General features: G+C 40.4%; 22 protein-coding genes. 16 read left to right on the forward strand and 6 right to left on the reverse strand.

Annotated elements, in window-relative coordinates; all coding sequences use genetic code 11:
- The first annotated feature begins 135 nt into the window (after nucleotides 1-135).
- Complete coding sequence (locus tag V8G47_RS00820) at nucleotides 136-681, forward strand: helix-turn-helix domain-containing protein (protein WP_336198417.1); 546 nt, start codon at nucleotides 136-138, stop codon at nucleotides 679-681.
- A gap of 84 nt (nucleotides 682-765) precedes the next feature.
- On the opposite strand, the gene V8G47_RS00825 is transcribed toward V8G47_RS00820, so the two are convergent.
- Nucleotides 766-1,110 (reverse strand): DUF3889 domain-containing protein, encoded by a 345-nt coding sequence (locus V8G47_RS00825; RefSeq protein ID WP_336198418.1) that lies wholly within the window; start codon nucleotides 1,108-1,110, stop codon nucleotides 766-768.
- 267 nt (nucleotides 1,111-1,377) lie between these two features.
- Between V8G47_RS00825 and V8G47_RS00830 the strand changes: the two genes are divergently transcribed.
- Both V8G47_RS00830 and V8G47_RS00835 read left to right on the forward strand, forming a co-directional pair.
- Nucleotides 1,378-4,455, forward strand: coding sequence for a GNAT family N-acetyltransferase (locus V8G47_RS00830; RefSeq protein WP_336198419.1), 3,078 nt, complete (start codon nucleotides 1,378-1,380; stop codon nucleotides 4,453-4,455).
- Between the two features lie 184 nt (nucleotides 4,456-4,639).
- On the forward strand, nucleotides 4,640-5,443 hold the full coding sequence (locus V8G47_RS00835; RefSeq protein WP_336198420.1) for a class I SAM-dependent methyltransferase: 804 nt from the start codon (nucleotides 4,640-4,642) through the stop codon (nucleotides 5,441-5,443).
- A gap of 87 nt (nucleotides 5,444-5,530) precedes the next feature.
- Here V8G47_RS00835 and V8G47_RS00840 read toward each other — a convergent pair whose 3' ends face one another.
- Both V8G47_RS00840 and V8G47_RS00845 read right to left on the reverse strand, forming a co-directional pair.
- Nucleotides 5,531-5,731 (reverse strand): twin-arginine translocase TatA/TatE family subunit, encoded by a 201-nt coding sequence (locus V8G47_RS00840; protein WP_336198421.1) that lies wholly within the window; start codon nucleotides 5,729-5,731, stop codon nucleotides 5,531-5,533.
- A 94-nt stretch (nucleotides 5,732-5,825) separates the two neighbouring features.
- The gene (locus V8G47_RS00845; protein ID WP_336198422.1) at nucleotides 5,826-6,152 is read right to left on the reverse strand and encodes a hypothetical protein; all 327 of its coding nucleotides are present in this window, start codon (nucleotides 6,150-6,152) and stop codon (nucleotides 5,826-5,828) included.
- Nucleotides 6,153-6,322: 170 nt separating this feature from the next.
- Here V8G47_RS00845 and V8G47_RS00850 point away from each other — a divergent pair, with 170 nt between their 5' ends.
- A complete protein-coding gene (locus V8G47_RS00850; protein ID WP_336198423.1) occupies nucleotides 6,323-6,904 on the forward strand; it encodes an STM3941 family protein in 582 nt (193 codons plus the stop codon).
- Between the two features lie 51 nt (nucleotides 6,905-6,955).
- Here V8G47_RS00850 and guaC read toward each other — a convergent pair whose 3' ends face one another.
- Nucleotides 6,956-7,939: a GMP reductase gene (gene guaC, locus V8G47_RS00855; RefSeq protein WP_336198424.1), complete on the reverse strand. Its 984-nt coding sequence runs from the start codon at nucleotides 7,937-7,939 to the stop codon at nucleotides 6,956-6,958.
- 240 nt (nucleotides 7,940-8,179) lie between these two features.
- On the opposite strand from guaC, the gene V8G47_RS00860 reads away from it, so the two are divergent.
- From V8G47_RS00860 to V8G47_RS00905, 10 genes are all read left to right on the forward strand, one after another.
- On the forward strand, nucleotides 8,180-8,728 hold the full coding sequence (locus V8G47_RS00860; protein ID WP_336198425.1) for a 2'-5' RNA ligase family protein: 549 nt from the start codon (nucleotides 8,180-8,182) through the stop codon (nucleotides 8,726-8,728).
- Nucleotides 8,729-8,896: 168 nt separating this feature from the next.
- Entirely contained in the window at nucleotides 8,897-9,322 is a 426-nt protein-coding gene (locus tag V8G47_RS00865; protein ID WP_442970776.1) for a MerR family transcriptional regulator, read from the forward strand.
- Nucleotides 9,319-10,839 (forward strand): class I adenylate-forming enzyme family protein, encoded by a 1,521-nt coding sequence (locus V8G47_RS00870; RefSeq protein ID WP_336198426.1) that lies wholly within the window; start codon nucleotides 9,319-9,321, stop codon nucleotides 10,837-10,839. Before V8G47_RS00865 ends, V8G47_RS00870 begins: the two co-directional genes overlap by 4 nt.
- Nucleotides 10,836-12,518 (forward strand): acyl-CoA dehydrogenase family protein, encoded by a 1,683-nt coding sequence (locus tag V8G47_RS00875; RefSeq protein WP_336198427.1) that lies wholly within the window; start codon nucleotides 10,836-10,838, stop codon nucleotides 12,516-12,518. The genes V8G47_RS00870 and V8G47_RS00875 overlap by 4 nt, the downstream gene beginning before the upstream one ends.
- Before the next feature lie 359 nt (nucleotides 12,519-12,877).
- Nucleotides 12,878-13,429: a hypothetical protein gene (locus V8G47_RS00880; RefSeq protein WP_336198428.1), complete on the forward strand. Its 552-nt coding sequence runs from the start codon at nucleotides 12,878-12,880 to the stop codon at nucleotides 13,427-13,429.
- A 374-nt stretch (nucleotides 13,430-13,803) separates the two neighbouring features.
- On the forward strand, nucleotides 13,804-14,679 hold the full coding sequence (locus V8G47_RS00885; RefSeq protein WP_442970785.1) for a cation diffusion facilitator family transporter: 876 nt from the start codon (nucleotides 13,804-13,806) through the stop codon (nucleotides 14,677-14,679).
- 170 nt (nucleotides 14,680-14,849) lie between these two features.
- Nucleotides 14,850-15,680 (forward strand): alpha/beta fold hydrolase, encoded by an 831-nt coding sequence (locus V8G47_RS00890; protein WP_336198713.1) that lies wholly within the window; start codon nucleotides 14,850-14,852, stop codon nucleotides 15,678-15,680.
- A 19-nt stretch (nucleotides 15,681-15,699) separates the two neighbouring features.
- Nucleotides 15,700-16,164 carry a GNAT family N-acetyltransferase gene (locus tag V8G47_RS00895; protein ID WP_336198430.1) on the forward strand — a complete coding sequence of 155 codons (465 nt, stop codon included), beginning with the start codon at nucleotides 15,700-15,702 and terminating at the stop codon, nucleotides 16,162-16,164.
- 194 nt (nucleotides 16,165-16,358) lie between these two features.
- On the forward strand, nucleotides 16,359-16,787 hold the full coding sequence (locus tag V8G47_RS00900; RefSeq protein WP_336198431.1) for a GNAT family N-acetyltransferase: 429 nt from the start codon (nucleotides 16,359-16,361) through the stop codon (nucleotides 16,785-16,787).
- Nucleotides 16,788-16,807: 20 nt separating this feature from the next.
- Nucleotides 16,808-16,945, forward strand: coding sequence for a hypothetical protein (locus V8G47_RS00905; RefSeq protein WP_336198432.1), 138 nt, complete (start codon nucleotides 16,808-16,810; stop codon nucleotides 16,943-16,945).
- 35 nt (nucleotides 16,946-16,980) lie between these two features.
- Here the strand turns inward: V8G47_RS00905 and V8G47_RS00910 are convergent, their stop codons facing one another.
- Nucleotides 16,981-17,367 carry a sporulation protein gene (locus V8G47_RS00910; protein WP_336198433.1) on the reverse strand — a complete coding sequence of 129 codons (387 nt, stop codon included), beginning with the start codon at nucleotides 17,365-17,367 and terminating at the stop codon, nucleotides 16,981-16,983.
- Nucleotides 17,367-17,504 carry an FbpB family small basic protein gene (locus tag V8G47_RS00915; protein ID WP_336198434.1) on the reverse strand — a complete coding sequence of 46 codons (138 nt, stop codon included), beginning with the start codon at nucleotides 17,502-17,504 and terminating at the stop codon, nucleotides 17,367-17,369. Before V8G47_RS00915 ends, V8G47_RS00910 begins: the two co-directional genes overlap by 1 nt.
- Nucleotides 17,505-17,850: 346 nt before the next feature.
- On the opposite strand from V8G47_RS00915, the gene V8G47_RS00920 reads away from it, so the two are divergent.
- The gene (locus V8G47_RS00920; protein WP_336198435.1) at nucleotides 17,851-18,276 is read left to right on the forward strand and encodes a DUF1801 domain-containing protein; all 426 of its coding nucleotides are present in this window, start codon (nucleotides 17,851-17,853) and stop codon (nucleotides 18,274-18,276) included.
- Nucleotides 18,277-18,473: 197 nt separating this feature from the next.
- Nucleotides 18,474-19,109 (forward strand): FMN-dependent NADH-azoreductase, encoded by a 636-nt coding sequence (locus V8G47_RS00925; RefSeq protein ID WP_336198436.1) that lies wholly within the window; start codon nucleotides 18,474-18,476, stop codon nucleotides 19,107-19,109.
- Nucleotides 19,110-19,180: the final 71 nt, after the last annotated feature.

The following is a 19,180-nucleotide window of genomic DNA, read 5'->3' on the forward strand; positions in this document are numbered from 1 at the left end:
GAATGATGCCTGATAGATTCCTACAATTTTATTATACCGAAGATTAAAACGTAAAAAAGTGTCTGTTTAGACACTATCTAACATTCAGTATACATTTGATTTTCTGTCATTATGGTTCAGAAGGGGGATTGAGGGTTGAATAAAAGAACTTGGCTTACTAAGTTGCGAAAAATGAAAAAGATGACCCAGCAGGAAGTGGCTGCTAAAGCCTTTATTGAAAGATCCTATTATGCCCAAATTGAAAATGGAATCCGGAAACCCAGTGCTGAAGTGACGATCAAGTTAGGTCAAGTGCTGGATTTCCATGCATCAAGTTTTAACCTGGAGGAGAATCCATTCTCCATCGCGTTACAAAATGCCCCTGTCATTCTGTCTCACTGTGATACACAATTACGGTACACATGGATTTTTAATACTCCCGATCTTATTCCTGAAGATCATATTGGAAAAACAGATGTGGAACTGGATGATAATGAAGGGAATCGTGCCCTGATGAAGTTAAAGAAAGAGGTTTTAACCGAAAAGAAGCCCGTCAGCCGAGTCATTACCATTCCATTATCATCAGGGGAAATCTCATACAATGTTTATGCCCACCCCCTCCTAAATGAGGATGGTGCCATAATTGGAGTTGCCACTGCTTCAACTGAAATACATAAGAACAGACCTTATGACAAGATCTAAGTTATATAAGTGAAATCGATTCTGGTGAAAGTGGCAAAAAGAGATCGAAGGATGAAGAATCCTTCGATCTCTTTTTTTTGAAAACTAGCGATCCGTTTCCCTAAACTTAATATCAAGCAGTTTTTCGCTTTCAGTTTCAATCTGGATATCAATAAACACCCCGAATTCTTTACCATTCCGCCTTAACCATAGCTTGAATTTTTCAGTTGAAATCTTCGTTCCGTATTCTTTTCCGATGTGAAGATAATCCACGATCTCAGCATCGGGGTACCTTTCTTTCGTTTTTCTAACAGCAAGGCTTCCCCATTTTGCATAGGACGGAATTTCCTGCTGGGCATGAAGAATCTGAATACCATCTCCGATTGACAGGTTCGTCAAGACCATTAAACCAAGAACAATTGAAACTAACCGGATCAATTTCAAAAGCATTACCCTCTTTTTACCTTGTAGGTTGTCTTGTCTGTCTGAAATTATTCACTTTTTCTACTATCTACAGCAATTGAGGATAAGTGAATCATTTTTTTAGTTAGAATATTCTTTACTTAATCCTCATAAAATCTTAAACTGTGGATGTGGGAAGAAAATCTTTCCAACACGATGAAAGGAGGCGATGACGATGATTCCAATCGTCGATGCAAGTCAAAATATCAATGATTATGAGGTTCTTTCAATTAAAACATAGCCTGGGAGGATATTATGAAGACAACGCTTCAGCAAGTGAAAATCGTAGAATATCATGAAGGATTAGCAAAAGGAATCGCGAAAATGTGGAATGAAAGCCGTGAAAACTGGGGCGGGGATTCCACCGTTACAACAGAACAGGATGTGAAGGACAAGGAAGAGAGTTCCACCAATCTTCATTTATTTTTAGCCATGGTTGAGGAGGAGGTTGCAGGATACTGCGGACTTTCTGAATATCGTGAAGATGTCGGTGCATTATACATTCCTTTACTGAATGTCCACCCTAAGTATCAAGGGTTGAAGATAGGCAAACAGCTTGTCTTAAAAGCGATTGAGAAGACGGTGGAATTACAGTGGCCACGACTGGACTTGTTTACCTGGCCGGGAAATACAAAAGCTGTTCCACTATATAAGAAATGCGGATTTTTCTGGGAAGACCGTGATGATACAGTTCATTTAATGAATTTCATCCCAATGGTGCTTCAACTCGATCTGTTGAAGCCTTTTTTCGAGAAACATGATTGGTATCAAACCAGTCAGCGTTTAATTGAAGTCAAACCGGATGCTCTGAAAGTTAATGAACACACGTATTATGAATACAAGTGGGAAGCAGATGAAGAGTTCGTCCGCATTCAATTTGAACGAACGGGACGGGGCATTCGTTTAATTGAAACCCAGGATTATTTAGTTCAAATGAATGTACCGGAATTCAAACTTCTGGAAAATGAAGACCATTATGTAAACTATCATGTTGAAAATCGCAGCAAGGAACCGATTGAAGTTTCAATAAAAGGTGTCTCGTCTTCGATAGCAGAACATGATTTCGAAGATACTTTTCAGGTGGAAAACAAATGGATGAGGGATTATACAGCGAAGGTTTCCATGCCTCCAAGTGAACCAGGTCCATGGAAAACCCATCCCACGATTGGGGCAGAGATCCAAATAAATAATCAAGCTCTTTCGCTGAAAATGGGGGTATACCCGAAGCAGGCAGGCAAAGTCAATGTAAGATCTGTTAAAAAGAATTGGAGACCCCACAGTAAGGGAACCGTCTATCTCGACCTTGAAAGTCAGGTTGGCGAAGATACCACTTGGACAGTCAAATTACCCGAGAATAAAGTGATATCATGGGAAGAATCTGAAGTAATCGAGAAGGTAGGCGCAAAAGGGAGAGTTTCCATCCCGATTCCTGTGCAGCTGTTGAAAAATGGATTTTTATCAGAAGAAATTGTTGTAGAGGTCAAGTGGGAAAACGGACACCTCGTTACCTTTACGACTACACTGAAATTTGCATTTCCCGGTTTCGGGGCAAAATTCGGCGGGGAAACAGACGAGCACTGGTTTGGGTATAATGGACCGCACTATGTTGAGATCGAAAAAAGAAATCATATGGTGAAAATTGGCTCAACGGCTTTCACCAGGGATCCCATTTCATTTTTCACTCCCAAATTGGGTAAACCATACAGCGAAGAGTTTTCAAAAAAAGAAGCGTCTTCCATTGAATTCATCGAGTTACCTGAGGCATTGGTTGTGAAAACGTCACTCGTATCAGAAGCCTTTCCTTCCATACTACTCAATTCATATTTCAAGATATTTGGAGAGGGATTAGTGGAAGTCAAGCATGAGGTGGTAAATACCGGGGATCAGGAAAAGAAGAAGCTTTCTTTGATTCAGCCCGTGTTCACAAGTCTGGAAGGCCTGTCGGTCCCTCAAAATGAAGGGGTCTTGAAGTGTAACGAGTCCCTGGTTCCTTTTGTGGAGTATATTGATGATAAAGCTATTTCAGAGCGATGGATGTTTCTCGAAGCATCAATTGGGGATACGATCGGTTTATCCTGGCCGGAAAATGCCATTGCCAGAAAAGACGATTGGCGAATGGCTTTGGAATATGAGGTGGATTTGATACCTGCCCATGAGGAGCTATGTTTGGGTCCTATCCAGGTAGGGGTCAACATTTCAAATCACTGGTCGAAGTGGCGCGAATACATTATAGGGGATGAAGGCGAGCGAAAGGAACTCCCTCTTTATACTTTCGGAAAAGCAAATGGAGATGTTGTTGCTACTACCGGTAATAAAGAGGATTATTCTTTCAATTCCATGATGTCCCCTTATATTCACGGAACTTTAACCGTTGGGCATGAGGATGGAACGCTTGTGAAAGAAATACTGAAAGAAGATGGGCGTACTCATGTGACTGTGGAGCTTGAACATCATTCCCCTGGAGTAAAATGGATTTCCGGAGATTTTTCATCTAAGAGTCAAAAGGCGAGGGTGGATTCCTTGCAATTTGTTAAAGGAAAACGCGATGTAAAGATCGACCAAAATGATGGTATTTGGTCTGTTGATAATGGGGCTATATCATTTAAGGCCTCTTCGGATTACTATCCGGGAATTTATTCATTAAGTTTAAATGAAAATGAAGCACTCCATCATAAATACCCGACCCCGGGCCCCCGTGCCTGGTGGAACCCATGGGGTGGGGGGATTGCATACTCCTTCCGCAGTATCAGTGCCTATTCCATGCTGAAAGAAAAAACAATGATTGAATCAGTGACGAAAGTGGATCTTAACGGTCACCGTTGGTCAGGCCTCTGTTTAACAACAGAGTTTAAGCAGCATGAGAAAATGAAAGGCGTCATTCTTCGCCAATACGCCTTGACCTTGCCGGAAGTACCGGTGCTTACCGTTTATGCTGAAATTCATCAACATTCAGGGCAAACGATTGACAAAGAAATACTGGACATGGATGCTTTCTTCAAGCAGGGAGAAACGTTACAATCCAGTTACATTACACTTCCTACGGAAGGGATTTTCCATAAATACTATGCGGGATCCGAAGAATTCGTATTAAGGGATACACCGTTTGTGGTGTTGGGATCTGACGAACGGGAAGAGAGGATGACGTTTGTTCATCCAGCTAATAGAAAGATGTCAGAAGCGTATATTAATCAAGACGCGCTTTTAGTAGCATCAACTAAAGAGTGGTCGGCTCCCCCAGGGGAAATCATAAAGATAGATCCAAGTATCCTCTTCTACGGAGAACTGAAAAATACCCAAAGCATTAAAACATTACAAAACATCAAATTCAGTTAATTCAGCCCGAACCTGCCTGCAGTCCAGGCAGGTTCGTGTTTATTTTAGGTTTAAAGAGAAGGGACGGACCTCCAAAAAGTGTTACTTATTTTGTGGAGCCCTGCTTGTATAAGGATCCGGGAGGGTAAGTGGAGAGTATTTGGAGGTCCGTCCCTCTACAGATTAAGCTGGAGGTGGCGGCACTTTGAGGCAAAGTGAGCTTAGTAGCATTAATAGGGCAGGATGGAATGAGGGTGCTTATGAAGCGTGGGTGAATCGTCATGGATTGCCAAAGGATTATGCTCTTACACTTATGGAAAATCCACAACAGAAAGTAAAGAAATATTTAAACCATATGGGAGATATCAGAGGAAAAAGAATTGCCAATCTACTAGGGTCAAAGGGTAATAAAGCGGTGTCCTTTGCATTATTGGGTGCAGAAGTTACTGTAGTGGATATTTCGAAAGAAAATAGCAAGTACGCCCTGGAATTGGCAGAAGCCGCTGGTGTAGCCATGCGTTATATCGTTTCTGATTTATTAGAAATCCCCGATGAAGAGAAAGAAGAGGGTTATGATTTTGTGATTTTGGAAGTTGGCGTTCTTCACTACTTTGTGGATTTAGTGCCTGTTTTTACGGTCGTCAGTAAGATGCTTAAGAAAGGCGGAACTCTCATCTTGAGGGATTTCCATCCGGTGCTTACTAAACTATTGACGGTTAAGGGTGCGAAAATGGTGGCAGCAGGCGACTATTTTGATAGTGGTGAAATGGAAGTGGATGTTGCATTCTGGAAACTATTGAAGACCGATTCAGTGCACCCATCAGCTACTAAGAATAGAATTCGCAGGTGGACACTGGGTGATATCATCACAGCAGTCGGCACTACCGGTTTGACCATTACTCAATTAGAAGAGGAAGCCGGAATAAGATGGGCGTTCCCAACCAATTCTCCAAAAGGGATAGAAAACAACATACCTGGTTTATTTACACTCCTAGCAGAGAAAAAATAGTGAAAAGGAATAGAAGAGGGACGGACCTATTAGTGATTAAAAATGACGAAAGAATCATCATTTCTAGAGGTCCGTCCCTCGTAATGGTTACATATTTTTTTTGGTGTCTTCCTGATTGGAAGGTGCCTGATTTTGTTGTTCTTCGTCTTCCATTATTCCGCTTACTGCCTTTTTGAATTCTTTAAGGCTAGCCCCAGCGGCTTTTCCCAGCTCTGGTAGTTTGCTTGGTCCAAAGAACAAAAGTGCAACAAACAGTATAATCGCTATTTCACCGAATCCTAGATTCATCTTATATTCCTCGCTTTATTTAGAGTTGTATAATGTATCACTGGACTTTCACAAGTCGAATATATCTATTAATGATGAGGAATGAATGTAAGGTTCAGAGGTAATTTGAATGGGACCTGACCACTTCTAGAAAGCCCAACGAATCGGGAAGAACCTCAAAGCAAAATGGACTTTGGACTAACGACTTAATGCCGAAGTTCATGTCAGGAGGAAGGGTCATTTTGTTGAGGGGTATACCATCTTGTTTGTGGACGAGGGAAGGCGTCGTATCGAGAATCATAGCTTCATCTGCTAGAAACAGGTGACCCGAAATGGTAGGCTCATCATCAAAGCTTGATAATAATGATTGTTGTGACTGTTGTTGAAGCGGATTGGTCATAAATGTCATACATAAAAGAACCATTAACAGAAGTCTTGCCATTGCCCCTTCACCTCCCAAGATCATATTACACTTAATTATAGCCATAATTCTTTTGGTGTCTATAAAAATCCAGAGGGACGGACCTCGAAAGAAAAAAAGAAATCATTTTAAAGGTCCGTCCCTCAAGGTAAAGGTTTGATTCTTGGAATTTCGGGTATAGGAGATTGGATATGTATATTTATGGAAGGGGAATGGTCATGGAGGAGAAGGTTGTTGATTTTTTTGAATCGAAGAAGAAATTGAGTTTGATTGCGGCTGGATGCATTTTGTTTGTTCTATTGTGTTTGTATTTAACGTATGAGTTTTTCTTTATTGATGTGAACTATTTGATAGGGGGGGTTGTTGCGTTAGGAGGAGTGTTTTTTCTTTTTTGTTTGATTCAGATCTTTAAAAAGCTCTCTATTGATGTACCTCATGTAAGCATGACTAGGGAGTATCTGATTTTATATGTGTTGCCTGATGAACCCGTTCACATTCGCTGGGAGGATATTGAAAGCTATGTTCCTTACGAAATCTACCGGAATTCCTTTATCGGGCTCGTTTTGATCGATGAAGAGGAATACCGTGACAAGATGCCGGATAAGCTAAAACGCATGTCCAGTATGAATGTGAAAATGGGGTATCCCCAATACAATATAGTAATAGGCAATTTAAAAGAACCACAAAAATTGCTTGAAGAATTAACTATTCGTATTCCTCATGCGAATATGGTTACTGAAGGAAAGACTGTTTCTCCAACAAATTCACTATAATATAACCCAAAAAAGGTGAGCAACCATTGCCCACCTTTTACCTTTTTACGATTAATATACTTTATCACCATTAAAGATCGAATTCTTAACCACAACGTAATCCACTGTACGGATGGATTCAAGTTTCGTTCCTCCTGCATAGGAAATGGAGGATTGAAGATCTTGTTCCATTTCAATCAGGGTGTGTTCTAATGAACCTTTATGTTCAACATACATTTTCTTTCCTTCAACATTTTTCTTTTCGCCCTTTTGAAATTCAGATGCTGATCCAAAGTATTCTTTAAACAGTTTACCGTCTTTTTCAATCGTTTCTCCAGGAGACTCTTCATGACCGGCAAATAGGGATCCAATCATCACCATAGTGGCACCAAAGCGGATGGATTTCGCAACATCACCATGGGTACGGATGCCTCCATCAGCGATGATGGGTTTAGTAGCCGCTTTAGCGCACCATCTCAGTGCAGCCAGCTGCCATCCACCTGTACCAAAGCCTGTTTTGATCTTTGTAATACAAACCTTACCCGGTCCGATTCCCACCTTGGTGGCATCGGCCCCGGCATGTTCTAATTCCCTAACGGCCTCTGGGGTACCAACGTTCCCGGCAATAACAAAGCTTTCAGGTACATGCTTTTTAATATGTTGAATCATATTAATGACGGCATTGGAATGACCGTGTGCAATATCGATGGTAATAAATTCAGGGACAAGCTTTTCTTCAGCCAGCTGCTGGACAAAGGCGTATTCTTCTTCCTTGACACCTACTGAAATAGAAGAGATCAATCCACGTGACTTCATACCTTTTATGAATGTCACACGCTCTTCAGGATTAAAACGATGCATTATATAGAAATAATTATTTTCAGCTAAATAGACAGCAATTTTTTCATCAATAATGGTTTGCATATTGGCTGGGACTACTGGCAGTTTAAACGTATGTCCTCCCAAGGTTACACTTGTATCACATTCAGAACGGCTGTTAACCACACATTTTGCAGGAATTAATTGAATATCTTCGTAATCAAATACATTTTCCATCATTACACCCCTAAACACGAATATTAAAGTTTGTTTATTTTATAAATGTTCGTCCATAAGGTAATTTACATCATTTTCTTATCGATGTCAAAGATTTTTATTTATTTTTTGGATATATACAAACTATTCATGCAGTTAATCATTAAGCGTTTACATCAGGATTATCTTTAGGGAGACAGTGTTAGAGTATAGACATACGGGGTATGTTACATTCCGTATATTAAGAAAGGTGGTTTGTCTATGTATTGGGTCATCGCTCTATTTGATGATCAAACAGAAGAGCTGATTAAAGGGATTTGGAAAGAACTAGCGGTTAAGAACATTTCTTACTATGAAGAAGAGATCAATGATGCCCGTCCTCATATTACATTAGGCAGTTATAAGGAATTAGACAAAGAGGCATACATAGAATCTTTAGAAACTTTTTATGAACATACCGCACCCTTCCGCATCACATTTAATACAGTAGGATCTTTTTTGAACTTCGGCACTCTTTTTCTTTCCCCTACCGTTACGAGGGAGCTTCTGGACTTTCACTCGTCTCATTACGATCATTTTCATTCTTTCCATCATAAGGCTAATCCACTTTATCTTCCTGGCAATTGGATTCCACACTGCACTTTGGCCAATAAACTTTCCCCCGTGAAATTAGCTGAAGGTTTCGAGCATTGTTTAGGGAGGGGAGACAAGATTGAAGCGAAGGTAACGGATATAGCCTTAATTGAATTAATGGACGATTCAGAGGATTGTATGGATGCCCCCATTATATTTACTAAATCATTAAGGTAGCTACAAATAAAACACCGAGTGACGGCGTTTAATGCGGTCACTCGGTGTTTTATTTATAGCTATGAAACAATTTTCCACTCTTCTCCGGAAAAAATAAAAATATTTCATAAGCTCTTTACTAGATTTTTTGTAAAATCGGTTGAACTTTACGTCAACGTCAATGATAAAATGAAAGTATCGAAATTTTCCGACAAAGAGTTGATGATGATGCCTTATACCATTTCCCAATTAGCAAAGGAGTTCAACGTAACGACACGTACTATCCGGTATTATGAAGAACTTCGTTTATTAAAGCCAGAAAGGAGTGAATCAGGTAGGAGACTATACTCCAAGAGTGACGTCACCAGACTTACATTAATATTCCGCGGAAAACGCTTCGGCTTCACTTTAGAGCAAATCAAGGAAATGATTCACCTGTTTGATCAAGATCGAAGTGGAAGGAAGCAATTGGAACGCACAGTCGAATACGGAAACATGAAAATTGAGGAAATAACCACTTTCATTCATGAACTAGAAACGATGAGAACTGAAATGGAAGAATTAAGGGATGACTTCCTTAAAAAATTAAACGAGTCAGGGGCGAACCGAGAATGAATATCTCAGAATTATTATCTCGAAATTCCAGGAAATATCCAACACGGCAAGCGGTTGTTACCGAGGGCGAAGAGATGACTTACAGGGAGTTGAATGAAAAAGTCAATCAGTTAGCCAATAGCTTGAAAATGCGCGGTATTGGTGTTGGGGATAAAGTGATACTATTCATGCCGAATACAGCGGAATTTGTCATCAGCTACTTCGCAGTCCTGCGGTTGGGGGCGATCATAGTCCCTGTTAATGCAAAGCTTTCTCCTGATGAATTATCATTCATAATCCATCACAGCGATGCCCGGGCCATTCTTGCACATGATTGGGTTTGGGAAACGATAGAAAGCATTGATTCCGGTCATCTATTATGTATTAAGACAGGGAAGACACGGGGATCTTGGAAGTCATTTGAGGATATCTTGAATGAAGGGAGTATAGAAGAGATCGACTGCACAATGAGTGAAGAGGATGATGCTACCATCCTTTATACTTCCGGTACGACAGGTCAACCAAAAGGCGTCCTCTTCACTTGTCGGAATATTTTAACGGTTTCCATCATGATGTGTGTGGAATTTGAGATGAAACCCGAGAGCAGGATTCTCCATATGATGCCTCTCAGTCATTCTGCACCACTTCATCTATTCCTGATAGCAGGTACTTATGTAGGAGCCACCCATATATTATCACCGACCTTTACTCCTGAGAATTTACTTAAGTTGGTAGAGCGAGAACAGATCACACACTTTTTCGGTGCGCCGGTCGCCTACTTATTCACTTCCAAACTGCCTAACATCCAAACATATAATCTTACTTCAATGAAATATTGGGTCTATGGAGGAGCACCAGTCTCCCCAGCAGAAATTGCATATATAAAAGAAAGGTTAGGGACGGACCTCCTTCATTGTGTTTATGGTCTGACAGAGGCTGGCCCCAGCGGAACCCTATTATCAGCAGATGAACACCTCAAAAAAGGAGGGAGCATCGGGAAGAGAGGGGCCCTCGGAACAGAAATTATGATTGTGAACGAGGCGGGGCAGCCAGTGGACACGAATGAGGTGGGAGAAATTCTCCTATACGGAGAAGGAAATATGAAAGGATACTATAAAGATCCGGAGAAGACGAATGAAGCCTTTAACAATGGATGGCTGAAAACGGGCGATCTTGCCAGAATGGATGAACAGGGCTATATATGGGTGGTGGACCGCATGAAGGATATGATCATTTGCGGCGGGGTAAACGTTTATCCTAAGGAAATTGAAGAACTGCTTAAGGAACATCCGGCTATTTCTGAGGTGGCAGTCGTTGGAGTCCCCCATCCCGAGTGGGGGGAAACCGTTAAAGCGTATGTCGTCAGTTCGCTTGCATCAAATGAACTATCCATGGTGTGTAATGAGTTCCTAAAAGGGAAACTGGCAAGTTATAAAATTCCAAGGCTATATGAGTCATTGCATGCACTCCCGCGTAATGCCACAGGCAAAATACTGAAACAGCCTTTACGGGATATGATACAGGAGGTGAATCCATGAGAAAGATCGAGAATTTTTATCATGAAGACCCTCATTTCAAAGAGATCATCAAGGGCTATCTGGATACAGATTTTTTCACTTGGGCCGATCAAGAGCTGAACACTTTCGGCGGACTTTGTGCAGGGGAAATTGATGAACGGGCCGTCCACACGGATCGTGAGGGACAGCCTAAGCTTATTAAATACAACAGATTCGGAGAAGAGATTTCTGAAGTCTGGGTGAATGAAGGATACAAGAAAACAGTTGAACAAACATACAATAAAGGAATTGTCGGGTATATCCATAAAGAAATACCCGGGCTTGGGACGAAAGGAAATTATATGTATTCTTATGCCCAGGGATATCTTCTGTCTCAAACCGAGCCCGGTTTCTATTGCCCTGTCACCCTCTCCATGGCAACTGCCCTCCTTCTTGAGAAGTATGCGTCTTCTGAGGTGAAAGCCAGGTTCCTTCCACACGTCCTTTCCACGGGAGAAGTCGAATTATATGAGGGGGCTACCTTTTTAACTGAGAGACAGGGAGGGTCTGATGTCGGCGCAAATGAAACAAAGGCTGTTCAAGATGGTGAATTCTATCAGTTATGGGGAGAAAAATATTTTGCCTCCAATTCCGGAATGTGCGGAGTGACCATGGCGCTCGCTCGGATAGAAGGATCCGGTAAAGGAACAAAGGGACTTAGCTTATTCGCTGTCCCGTGGAGAAACGATGATGGTTCCCTTAATGGTATCCACATTCGAAGGCTGAAGGATAAGTTGGGTGTCCGGGCAGTTCCTTCAGCAGAGGTGGAGTTCAAAGGTGCAAACGCCTATCTGGTTGGAGAACCGGATAAAGGAATCTACTACATGATGGAAGCACTTAATTTATCCCGGATTTGTAATGCCATTGCTTCTATCGGGATTATGAGAAGAGCTTATCTCGAAGCAAGAAATTACGCATTCCTTCGTGAAGCATTCGGACAGCCTCTGGCTCACTTTCCGATGATTAAAGAATCCTTGACCCGTCTTGCCGCTAAACAGGAAGTGGAAACCAGTTCCGTGTTCCATCTTGTTCATTTGTTTGATCGGATCGTGTCCGATGACATTCCTACAACAGAGGAAGAATCTATTCTAAATCGGCTGCTTATTGCCATACTGAAGAAAGAATCAGCGGAGCAGGCGATTCACTTCTCTCATGAAGCAATCGAACTTCATGGTGGAAATGGGTATATTGAAGATTTCGTCCTTCCCCGTTTACTCAGGGATGCCCAGGTATTGACGGTATGGGAAGGCACAGCCAATATTTTAGGACTCGAAGTCCTGAGGTTAATGAATAAACACCGGGCTCATGAATACTTTTTAGCCAGAATGAAAGAAGAGCTATCCCTTGTTCCAGAAGAATTCATCTTGTTAACAATCCCTGTAACGGAAGGAATCTTGAAGCTTGAACAGCTATTGACATTGGTAACCACGTCCAGTCATGATACACAGACCTATCATGCGAAGAGAATTGCAGAACTTATGGGCCGTATTTTCGAAAGTGTGATGGCACTTAAAGATGCTTATACATTAGGTGGAAAAAGAAAACGAATGATTGCAGAGGTTTTTATCGAGCAAACATGGAAAAAAACAGAATGGATGGATGAAGAAATGAAATCCGTTCGATACTTCGACGAAATAGTCGGGGGAAAAGTAATGGTTTAAATAAAAAAATCCCGGGCAACGTCCAGGGATTTCTTTTTATTTTTCACAGCAGCAGGGACAATCACATTCTTTTTTCGTTTTACACGTACAGCGGTCACAAGGACATTCTTTCGTTACCAAGAATGACACCTCCTTTATGCAATAGGTTATTATTCATCGTTTCCAAATCACTGAATTCCATACACATTTTAGAAACTGAATACCCACGTGTTAATAGCTAACGTCAAAGTCCGGAAATCAGCATGTCTATATAATAAAAAATTACAATTAATACTAAATGATATCCATTTGTTTACAAATATTAAGCGATAAGGTAATATATGTAATTGTAGGAACGAATGAATGGGGAGGAATTACAGATGAAAAAATTAATGTTACCCTTTTTCTTGCTATCTATGAGTTTATTTATTGCTGCATGCAGTAGTGATGAAGGTAGCACAGAGGAAAAAGAGACAAACACTGAAGCAACTGAAGAAAGTGCAAAATCGGACGAGATGGAAATGAAATCCGCTCTATTAGACTTTCAAAAAGAAATCATCAACACAGTGAATGCCAATGATTCAGCTATTTACACGTTTGAATCGGCAAAAGCTAAAGAAGAGGATAAACCAAGTGCAGAAGAGATTGGCAAACTTAAAACCGAAGCTGAATCATCTGCTAAAACCGTTGCTGAGGACGTTCAGGGGCTAGAAGTACCTGCTGCGCTGGATTCAAAGAAAGACGAAATCCAAGGTGCATTGGACGATCTTGCAAAATCATATGAAACCAGAGCTGCAAATCTTTCAGACGAGGTAAACGCAGAATACAAAGAATCTGATGAACAATTTGCTTCATTTGAAGAAAAAATGGCTGCTGTTTATGAAGAAGCTGGATTGACGAAGCCTAGTTTTTCAGCTGATATTGTAGATTAATAGCACAGAAAAAATATAGATTAGACTTTTGACTAGAGTAGACTCAGATTTTTAACTCATTCGGGCGAAACTAAAGTTTCGCCCGCTTTTCAGCAAAGCTGAAAAGTAGCTCGTGTAGAAAGGCAGCCTGAATCAAATGCATTTGATTCAGGCTGCCTTTCTACACGGGCTAAATGAGTCAAAAATCGTTATAGTATATATATCAATTTTAGGACTGCATTCGCATTCCTATTTTTTATGCCTTCATAAAAGTTTGCTCCCGGAAACATTGTTCACCTCTTCATATTAAGATAGCTTTACTAAAGAAGGTTGCTATAGACCCACATGGGAAGGGGTTGCTATGATATTCAGGTACATATCAAATGTGGAGGATTATGATCGTGGACCAAGAAAAATATGATCAGTTAAAATTGGGTGAGCGTGGTGCACTGATAAGCATCATTGCCTATATACTGTTATCAATCATTAAATTCTTCATTGGAACAACCGCCGGTTCAGAGGCATTACGTGCAGACGGGCTGAACAATGCAACGGATATCGTGGCTTCCGTAGCGGTACTTATTGGATTAAGGTATTCGAGGAAGCCAGCCGATCAAGATCATCCGTATGGCCATTGGAAAGCAGAAAGTGTAGCCTCTTTGCTGGCCTCCTTTATCATGATGGCGGTGGGGATACAGGTGCTATACAATGCCATCCAGTCTGTATTTGACGGGAAAACAGAGGCACCCGACCTTATTTCCGCATGGACAGGTATAGGTGCTGCATTCGTAATGTACTTTATCTATAGATATAATAAAAAATTAGCACAGAAAATCAATAGTCAATCCCTTATGGCTGCAGCAAAAGATAATCTTTCAGATGCATGGGTAAGCATCGGCACAGTGATCGGTATCCTTGGTGCGCAATTTTATCTGCCCTGGTTGGATCCCCTCACTGCAGTCATTGTCGGCCTTCTCATCTGTAAAACCGCGTGGGGCATTTTTATAGAAGCTTCCCATTATTTAACGGACGGATTTGATGAAGAGCTTATAGAATCTTACGAACAAACAGTCCTCGATCTTCCCGGGGTTAAAGGTGTAAAAGATATTCGCGCAAGAAATTATGGGAATAACACCGTCGTCGATGTTGTAATCCTGGTGAGGTCAACCCTCGATATAAAACAGGCACATGATATTTCAAGCCAGGTAGAAGATGAATTGATGCATAAGCATGAGGTGTATGATGTTCATGTTCATGTGGAACCGAATTGAAAAAACTTCACTAAAATAAAGCGCATCACATTAAATGGCCCTGCTTAGGGTCTTTTTTAAGTTCAAATCCATTTCAACAATTTTTTCGAAACTTGCATGAATATGTTGGATGATAATGGTAAAATAAAAGAATGATAGAAGTAAAGTCATACATAGGAGATGAGCACACCATAAAACGTTATTTTATTCAAAATCAACTCCAGCAAATACATATTACGGAATGGGGAAACCCTGCCAAACCCGTAATTTTTTGTCTTCATGGCTTGGGCAGCACAGGCCTCAGCTTTATAGAAATAGCACACGATTTAAAGGAAGACTACAGAATCATTTCCATCGATGCTCCTGGTCATGGAAAGACTGCCCCATTTGAACGCGGTCAAGACTATGAAATGAATAACATGGCTGAATGGCTCAATACAGTGATTGAACTTCTTGAAATCGATTCATTCTATTTCCTGTCTCATTCATGGGGGAGCTTTGTCGCCCTATTTAATGCAGTCAAATCTCCCGAAAAGATCATAGAATTGATGTTGATTGATGGAGGTTATCAGGGAAAACGGCATTCACAACAAACCGTAGAAGAAGAAGTCGCTTATTATGAAAAAGATTTCGAACAGACTTGGGAAACATGGGAAGATTTCCTCACCCTCGTTAAGAGTGAAACGTTAAATTGGTCCTCTTTAAAGATGGATGCCGCTCAAGATCTTTCCCTTTATCGAAACCATCAATATTATTGGCATGCACGCGGGGAGACAGCTGCTCACATCATCCGTGCCATGCATAAAGATGAAGCGGAGGATATTTATCACAAAATTGAAAACCCGGTTTTATTATTAAGAGCTTCTCTTCCGGAAAGCCTTGCTGAAACCCGTAAAAAGACAGCAGACCTCTTTAAGGTTCAGGCCAAGGGAGAAGTAAAGTGCATTCCGGGTACGACCCATCTTCTTCATTGGGACCGTCCTGAAATTGTAGTAAGGGAAATAAGGCAGCGCTGGAAATAAGTAAAGGAGGAATCACTCTATGATTCTATTAAAACCAATGACAGAGAACGAATATAATGAGTGGATTGAAGAGTCCATTAAGGAATATGCAGAAGAAAAAACGAAGGCAGGTAATTTCAAGAAAGAAACGTCCCTGGAACAAGCAGAGGAAGAATTCAATATGCTATTACCTGAGGGAAGGGAAACAAAAGATCATTATTTATTTATCCTGTTTCATGAAGAGAGCAAGGAAATAGTAGGTAACTTATGGGTTCATTTAAATGGTGAAGCCATGGAAATATTTATTTATGATATTAAAATCCATGAAAGCAAACGGGGATCAGGATATGGGAAGGAAGCTTTAGCGGCATTGGACTCATTTGCAAGGGAAAAGGGAATCCCGAAAATATCCCTCCATGTATTCGGTCATAACAAAACAGCTATATCTTTGTATCAAAAAACAGGTTATGAAGTAACAAATGTATTAATGTCCAAATCGATTTAAAACAAAAGGGCGCCTGTTCATACGGTGTCCTTTTTCCACATAGAGGGGGCTCTTCCACCATGACAGCTGTAAAAGAAACATATCGTTTTGACGACAGTACTTTCTTTATTGGAGATGCAGGGATACTGATTATAGCTCTCATCTTGGTCTTAGTATTTCTTTACATATTTTTAAGGAAGAGAAGGTAGTGAGTCATGAGAGAAGTAAAATATGCTGGATTATCAGATCTGGAAACGATCGTAGCGATTGATCAACAAGTCATCGGGCATGCAAACAGAAGGGGAGAAATTGAAAGGGCGATAAGGGAGCAGGGATGTCTAGTAGTCATAAGCGAGGGAAAGGCTATGGGCTTTCTCTTATTCAATACCCAGTTTTTTGAAAACGCATTTGTCTCTCTTATCATCATTTCTCCTAAGGAAAGGAGAAAAGGGTATGCGTCTTCCTTATTGAAATATTTTGAGAAGATTTCACCAACGGAAAAAATCTTTTCATCTACTAATCAGTCAAACTTCGAGATGCAAAAAGTTTTTCAAATGAATGGATACACACCAAGCGGAATGATTGAAAACCTGGACTCTGGAGATCCTGAACTGATTTATTTTAAATATAAAGAGAATCAATAAGATTGGGGTGACCGAAATTGATGATCATAGTTTTAACTGTATTTCTTCTTATCTTCTCGTTTGATTTCACGAAATTCAGAAAGCAGAATCAGACGATGATTGAGCAGAATGAAAGGATCATTTCTCTTCTCGAAGATATAAAGAAAGAAAAGACGTGACAAAAATGGCTCGCAGACGTTTGCGAGCCATTCTTCTATTTAATTGAAATATAATCTTCATCCACGCTTTCAACCCCCTGGTCAAAGGTAAGCTTCGTCTTGAACAAGTAACGGACTCCATCTTGAGAACAAGGGACTCCTTGGGGAATCCGGTAGGTGAATGACAGTTTATTCCGTTCATCTGCCCTGATAATATCCGATTTTAATATAGTGGTCGAATCGATGAGTTTCTCTTCTTTTCCATTCTTATCAATCATCACTAAATCACATTCAACCCGTCTCAGCTTTTGTTCAATGATGCCACCCTCTAAAAAGAAGTAACCATGCAAAAGCTCTCCTTGTTTAAATGAGGTTTTAGGCAGCACAAGGTCTATATTCGCTGACCCGACACCGAAGAGGGACATGTATTTACGCAGTATCATTAGGCATGCTCCTTTTTGGCAGTAGTGTATTTCTTATCGATTTTTTCTTCGATTTTGTCCATTTCGCGTCGATTTCTTTTTATTTCTTCTTTGTTTTCTTCTATTAGTTGAGAGAGATTTGATTTTAATTTTTTCATTGTCCATTTCTTCCTTTCAGAGTGAAATAATAAAGAAAAGACCTTTACCACTAGTGGTAAAGGTCTTTTCTGGACATATATAAGCCTTCACCAACTGGTAAAGGTCTCGCTAACAACATCGTTGTCAATAAAGCCGAGAGCGTGCACTCTGTAATGACGACTTTATTGTTACAGCTACTCCCCTTTAGGAGAATATTAAATTATGTCACAATCATAATTGAAACAGGGATCGATGTCAACGGATATGATACTTGTATCATTTCATTATAACAGACTCCAAGCAGGAATCTGCAGAATGAAAAGAGAATTAGAGGGTTAGGATGAATAGGAAAAAGGAGCTGGTTATATGTATGAATTGAAAACAAAACAAAACGATGCGAGCGTCATAGAGTTTATTGAGGGAGTGGAAAATCCTAAAAAAAAGGAGGATGCTTATAGGCTACTGGATATTTTTAGACAAGCAACCGGCTTTGAAGCAAAGATGTGGGGGCCAAGCATTATCGGATTTGGTTCTTATCATTATAAATACAAAACGGGGCATGAAGGAGATGCTCCATTAGTGGGGTTTTCACCTAGAAAGGCCAAGATAAGCTTATATTTTGCCACAGGTGATTCTGAAAGAGAGAAACTCCTGGGGGCATTCGGAAAGCATACAACTGGTAAGGCGTGTGTGTACATAAATAAAATAGCAGACATCGATGAATCGGTATTAAAACAATTGATTCATCAGTCTGTGATCTTCTTACAAAAAACATATCCTGACAATGAATAAGTTATGTTAAGGAATCGGTCACGATCATATGACTAATTCCTTATTTTTTTTGATAGGAAGCATTTCATTTGTATTTCAGGATAATATCCTATAATATTAATCTTGAATTAAGACTATCACGGTTCGAGATACATGATTTCAAATCATTCCAAAACCTTGATAAGGATCATTTCACATTCAGAAAGGGACGATGCAACATGACAAAGGTATTATATATTACAGCACATCCACACGATGATACACAATCTTACAGTATGGCTGTAGGGAAGGCATTTATCGATACGTATAAAGAAGCAAATCCAGGTCACGAGGTTGTAAATGTAGACTTGTACAAGGAAAACATCCCACAAATCGACGCAGACGTATTCAGCGGCTGGGGCAAGTTGCAATCGGGTAAAGGATTTGAAGAACTTTCCCAAGAAGAGCAGGCAAAAGTAGGCCGACTTGGTGAATTATCCGATCAGTTTGTCGAAGCTGATAAATATATTTTCGTTACACCATTTTGGAACTTCTCATTCCCTCCAGTAATGAAAGCATATATTGACTCTGTATCAGTTGCAGGTAAAGCCTTCAAATATACGGAGCAGGGTCCGGTTGGACTTCTGACGGACAAAAAAGCTCTTCACATTCAAGCACGTGGAGGAATTTACTCAGAGGGGCCGGCAGCAGCAATGGAAATGGGGCACCGCTACCTGGAAGTGATGATGCAATTCTATGGCGTTCCTTCATTCGAAGGACTATTTGTAGAAGGACATGCAGCCATGCCTGATAAAGCGGCTGAAATCAAAGAGAATGCCATTGCAAGAGCAAAAGATTTAGCACATACATTTTGATAATAGAGGGAGTCAACGATTAGGTTGGCTCTTTTTTATTTCCATTTATTTGAACCTTTTTTAAAAAATAC

It is taken from the genome of Rossellomorea sp. LJF3 (assembly GCF_037046045.1).
Classification (GTDB): Bacteria; Bacillota; Bacilli; order Bacillales; family Bacillaceae_B; genus Rossellomorea.